Origin of the sequence: Levilactobacillus angrenensis, from assembly GCF_003946085.1 — a bacterium.
GTDB lineage: Bacteria > Bacillota > Bacilli > Lactobacillales > Lactobacillaceae > Levilactobacillus > Levilactobacillus angrenensis.
Genome location: NZ_RHOB01000043.1, coordinates 1 through 5,370 on the forward strand (window position 1 = coordinate 1; position 5,370 = coordinate 5,370).

Consider the following 5,370-nt stretch of genomic DNA (forward strand, 5'->3'; position numbering starts at 1 on the left):
TCCGGCGAGTTGGCGATTATCAGCAACACTGTCTTAGTTAAAGATTAGTTGCCCAATCAATCGCCACCTGTGGCTAAACCAACTGTTACTAGCAAGCACACTTGTAGCCGAGAGTCCGCCAAATATGGGTTCAGCCGTGGGAGTTGTCTAAGCGGCGTGGTTCATGCCGCTTAGACAACTGGCGTCTTTGAGACGTGACCTTCGGCTCAAAGCGAGGCCGAGACCGGTTCTCAGGCTCGGTCCGGTCCGCCCACCGCGTTCCAACCCATAGTTGGCTGACGGTAGGCGGCCAGTCCTTACTAGGATGCTATAAACGACTAATTTTTACGTTATCAGTCGCGTGGTGACAGTGCTTCTAGCTGATATTTATCTTTCAACCTTCAGTTACTTGAAGATTGTCGTCCTGTAACTCGCCAAAGTTATAATCAGGACGGCTTTTTTATTTATGGGCATCCCCAAAGATGGTCTATCCTCAAACTTTGAGAGGGCGGATCATCTTTTTTCGATTTATACCTCATAACATCATCTTAGCAAGAACAAATGACCAGAAATACATGCACTGATACAGCATTTCCTAAAAAAATCAAAAATAATCCCAACTATTTCCCCCAACTTGATTCGCATCAAGTTAATCTCCCCCAATCCACGGCATAATGGAAACATAAACAAGGACGAAACATTTTAGAACTTAGGAATTATCAATAGAAAGGATGCTCTCCCATGAAATTTCAACGCTTTATTTACAGTCACACCAATCCCATTACCTTTTGGTCAGCCGGCTTAATCATTCTGGGTTTTCTCAACACCTGGTTTACTAAAGTGCCGTACGTGACCGATACCGCTTGGATCATCGCTTCTGTCATCGCCGCGGCGCCAATCGTTTTGCGGGCCATCAGCGCGTTGAAAGCCAAGGTCTTCAGTATTGAACTGCTGGTCGGCATCGCCGTTATCGGGGCCTTCGCCATTGGGGAGTTTGAAGAATCCGCTATCGTGACCTTCCTCTTTCTCTTCGGTTCTTACCTGGAACAAAAGACGTTGGCCAAGACCCGGGGTGCCATCCAGTCGCTGACAGAAATGGCGCCTACCACTGCTCAACTGGTCAACGATGACGGTACGACTGAAGAAGTCGACGTCGATGACCTGGAAGAAGGCAACGTGGTCTTAGTCAAGGCCGGTGGCCAAGTCCCAGTCGATGGTAAAATCGTCGATGGTTCTGGCTACGTCAACGAAGCTTCCATTACCGGTGAATCCCGCCCCATCAACAAGCAAAATGGTGACGGTGTTTACTCCGGTGCCATGGTTGAAAGTGGTACCTTAACCATTGAAGCCACCCAAGTCGGGGACGAAACGACCTTCTCTAAGATTATTGAACTGGTCGAAGAAGCCCAAGATACCAAGTCACCTGCCGAAAATTTCATTGATAAATTTGCCCAATACTACACCCCCGCTGTCTTAGTCATTGCCATTCTGGTTTACGTCTTCTCACAAGATCTCCGGTTAGCCATCACCGTCTTAGTCCTCGGTTGCCCTGGTGCCCTGGTTATCGGTGCCCCAGTTTCTAACGTTGCTGGGATCGGTAACGGTGCCAAAAACGGTATCCTGATCAAGGGTGGCGACGTGGTCGAAAGCCTCGCCAAGGTTGACACCATCGTCTTTGACAAGACCGGGACCCTGACCACTGGTAAAATGACGGTGGCCGACATGAAACAATACACAGATGACCAAAGCCTCTTAGCCGGTGTCGCTCAAGTCGAAAAGACCTCTGATCACCCGCTGGCTCAAGCCATTGTGGCTCATTTGGATGCTCACCTCAAAGACAACGCCAGTGCCATGGAAACTGAAACCATCAAGGGCCGCGGCATGGTCGGCCACTGGAACGACAACGACCTGTACGTCGGTAACGCTGCTTTATTGAAAGACCATGACATCACGTTAACGGACGACCAACTCGCTGACCTGCACAGCATGCAAGACGAAGGCCAATCCACCGTCTTAGTTGGTTACCAAGGTCAACTCGCTTTTATCTTAGGGGTCGCTGATACGGTTCGCCCAGAAGTTCCTGCCGCTTTAGCTGCTTTGAAACGCCAAGGCATCAAGCACTTAGTAATGTTAACTGGTGACAACCAAGCCACTGCCCAAGCCGTTGCTGAATCCTTAGGCATCGACGAAGTGCACGCCGACTTACTGCCAGCTGACAAGGTCACCTTCGTTAAGAAGTTCCAAGACATGGGCCGCAACGTTGCCTTCGTCGGCGACGGTATCAACGACAGTCCTTCCTTAGCTACCGCTAGTGTCGGTATCGCCATGGGTGGTGGGACCGACGTCGCCATTGAAACTGCCGACGTGGTCCTGATGCAATCCAGCTTTACCGCTTTGAATCACGCGGTCGGCTTGGCCAAGAAGACTTCAGCCAACACCAAGCAAAACATTACCATCGCCATCTTAACGGTCGCCTTCCTACTGATCGGGTTGGTTTACGGTTACATCTACATGGCTAGTGGGATGTTCGTCCACGAAGCTTCCATCCTCGTGGTTATCTTCAACGCGATGCGCCTGATTGGTTACAAGCCTCGCGGCGCCAAGCAAGCCAAACCAGCTACCCAACAATTAGCAACGAACTAATCGAACGCATTAAAATAAGCCCTGACCAACCATCATCATGATGGCCGGTCGGGGCTTTTGTCTTGCTCAAATTTTAATTGCATAGCATTTCAATCCACTACCCACGCAAAGGTACAGCAGGTAGCCTAAAATCAGCCAGTCAAAGCCGGTCCCCACTAGCGTTGCGTAGCCGCTAACGCTCACGACGCCCAAGACTCCACTCAGTAGCGTGATGCCGCGGAACCGCAGCCAAAAGAGGCTCACGGCAAAAATCACGGTCGCGCTGGCCATCAAGACCCATAAGACCAATTCGGAACCGGCCGCCTCGCCGTACGAAACAGCCACGTCATTAGCCATGTAGCCCATGGCCAAGGCAGCCGCAATGGCCAACCCGACGACACCTAGGGCCGTTAAACTTATTCTAATCGACCGTCGCACCTGTTTTTCCCCTTTTCCCCTGAAAATATCAGTTTCTCTAAACATCTTACCCTTTTCTGATTGAAGATACAAAAAGTGTTTCCGCTTTACCGTTAAACTGGATAAATAAACTTGTGATAAACCGCTATGGCCGCCTGCCGTTTCACGACTAAGCTGGACCAAGCTAATTTTTAGGTCAAAACAAAAGAGGCCCGAACCGCAGTCCTGACCTCTCCGCATCAACTTGGCATCATGCCGCGTCTTGCGTTTACTGATTTGAATTAAGCTTTAGTGAAAGTCCATTTAGCAGCTGGGGCAACGCCGGCCTTAACGGCAACGGCCTTATCCTTGCTGTTAACGATCTTGAACTTCTTAGCAGACGTAAAGTGCATGTAGAAGCTCTTGGACGTCTTGGAACCCTTAGGCGTGTAAGTAATTTTCCAGAAAGTTGGGGTCTTGGCCTTTACGCTGTAGGTCGCGTAAGAAACCAAAGTCTTGACCTTCTTGCCGTTCTTGTAAAGGGTTTGGTTAAAGCCGGCCTTTTGACTGAAGACGAACTTTTGGGAGTACTTGTTAGCCGTGTTTGACTTCCAAGTCCCGGTTGGCGTCTTAACGGAGAAGCTAGCAGCCGTCGTCTTCTTAGTAGACTTCTTGGTTGCGGCCTTCTTCGTGGTCGTCTTCTTGGTCGTAGTCTTCTTGGTCGTGGTCTTCTTCGTGGCAGCCTTAGTTGCTGCGGCTTGGACCCGAATAATCCGGTAGAAAGACGTGTTGGTCTTAGGATTAGTTGCGTAAACGTAAACGTTAGCGTTCTTCTTTAGCTTCTTGGACAGCTTGATGCTGTACTTGCCAGTCTTCTTAGAAGCAGTACCGCTAGCCAAGTTCTTCTTAGCGTTCTTCGTCGCCTTAACGGTGATCTTAGAACCCTTCGTTGCCGTCCCCGAAACCTTGTTGGCAGACGTGTAAATGGCGTTAACACTCAAGTTTGGCCCAACGTGCGTTGCCGCATGAGCCGTTACAGCAGGCGTCGCCACAGAAACTGGGGCAACAGCGCCAACAGTAGCTAAAGTGACCAAACCGGTCATCGCAACCATAAATTTTTTCATTATATCCTGACCCCTATTCTACCGGCGTTTCCCACCGGCAATTAATTTATTTAACCGATTAGTAGTATAACAGATTTTATGGCAAAAGGAACCAAAATCGAACAGGAGTTTAGCATTTTTTAACCACCCTTAAGATTAACTTTATTTATAATCGGAAACGAAACCAAATGTTTGCTTCTACTGGTTAAAAAGACTAACTTATTGTGAGTAAATTCATTCTATTTAGTTAGGTGGTACTCTAATGGAGAAAACATTTAAATTTGATGATGACTTAACCGTTAATCGGTTAGGCTACGGTACGATGCAACTGACTGGTAAAGGCGTCTGGGGCCCTGTGGCTGACCCAGATAACGCGGTCAAGGTCATTGAAACGGCCATCGACAATGGCGTTAACTTTATTGACACCGCCGACGCTTACGGCCCCTTCTATGCCAACCTATATCTGCGTAAAGCCCTCCAGGAACGGCCGAACAACCACGTCATGGTCGCCACTAAAGTCGGTCAGACGCGCCAAGGCCCTGACATTTGGACGCCAACTGGAGTGCCCGCCTACCTACGCCAACAAGTTGAATTGAACCTATTCACGCTGGGGCTGGACCACATCGACCTGCTTCAACTACACCGCATTGACCCAACGGTGCCGCTAGCTGACCAGATTGGCGTGCTCAAGGACATGCAAGACGAAGGCAAGATCAAACACATCGGCTTGAGTCAGGTCTCCGTTGACCAACTCAAGGCAGCCGAAAAGATTGCGCCTATCGTCTCCGTCCAAAACATGTACAACCTCAGCAATCGTCAAGATGAAGACGTCTTAGACTACGCCGATGCCCACCACATCGCCTTTATCCCGTGGTTCCCACTGGCGACCGGGAAACTGATCGACAACCCGACGCTGACCAATATCGCCAAGAAATACGACGCCTCTCCTGCACAAATCGCGCTGGCTTGGCTGTTGAAGCGTTCCGCTGTCATCTTGCCAATCCCCGGGACCAAGTCAACTGACCATGAATTACAAAACATTCACGGCGCAGACATTGATTTGAGCCAAGCAGACTTTGACGCACTGAAGGCACTGGCAAAGTAGTTCGCATCTATTAAATAGTAAACATCCACCAGCACAGCTGGTGGCTTTATAACCGCCCTAGAAGGGCTCATCACACGCAAAAAGCCCCTTAAAGGGGCCCAACAAAAGACTACCAACCGCTGACTCTCGTTGCCTTGGTAGTTTTTTACTTCTTAAACGGATCTC

General features: G+C 49.5%; 4 protein-coding genes. 2 read left to right on the forward strand and 2 right to left on the reverse strand.

Annotated features, from left to right (window positions below; all coding sequences use genetic code 11):
- The first annotated feature begins 720 nt into the window (after positions 1–720).
- Positions 721–2,622: a heavy metal translocating P-type ATPase gene (locus tag EKM83_RS12845; RefSeq protein WP_125577933.1), complete on the forward strand. Its 1,902-nt coding sequence runs from the start codon at positions 721–723 to the stop codon at positions 2,620–2,622.
- 66 nt (positions 2,623–2,688) lie between these two features.
- On the opposite strand, the gene EKM83_RS12850 is transcribed toward EKM83_RS12845, so the two are convergent.
- Positions 2,689–3,039 (reverse strand): hypothetical protein, encoded by a 351-nt coding sequence (locus EKM83_RS12850; RefSeq protein ID WP_125577935.1) that lies wholly within the window; start codon positions 3,037–3,039, stop codon positions 2,689–2,691.
- Between the two features lie 260 nt (positions 3,040–3,299).
- The gene (locus EKM83_RS12855) at positions 3,300–4,121 is read right to left on the reverse strand and encodes an Ig-like domain-containing protein (protein ID WP_125577937.1); all 822 of its coding nucleotides are present in this window, start codon (positions 4,119–4,121) and stop codon (positions 3,300–3,302) included.
- A gap of 241 nt (positions 4,122–4,362) precedes the next feature.
- Between EKM83_RS12855 and EKM83_RS12860 the strand changes: the two genes are divergently transcribed.
- On the forward strand, positions 4,363–5,205 hold the full coding sequence (locus EKM83_RS12860) for an aldo/keto reductase (RefSeq protein ID WP_125577939.1): 843 nt from the start codon (positions 4,363–4,365) through the stop codon (positions 5,203–5,205).
- Positions 5,206–5,370 lie beyond the last annotated feature (165 nt).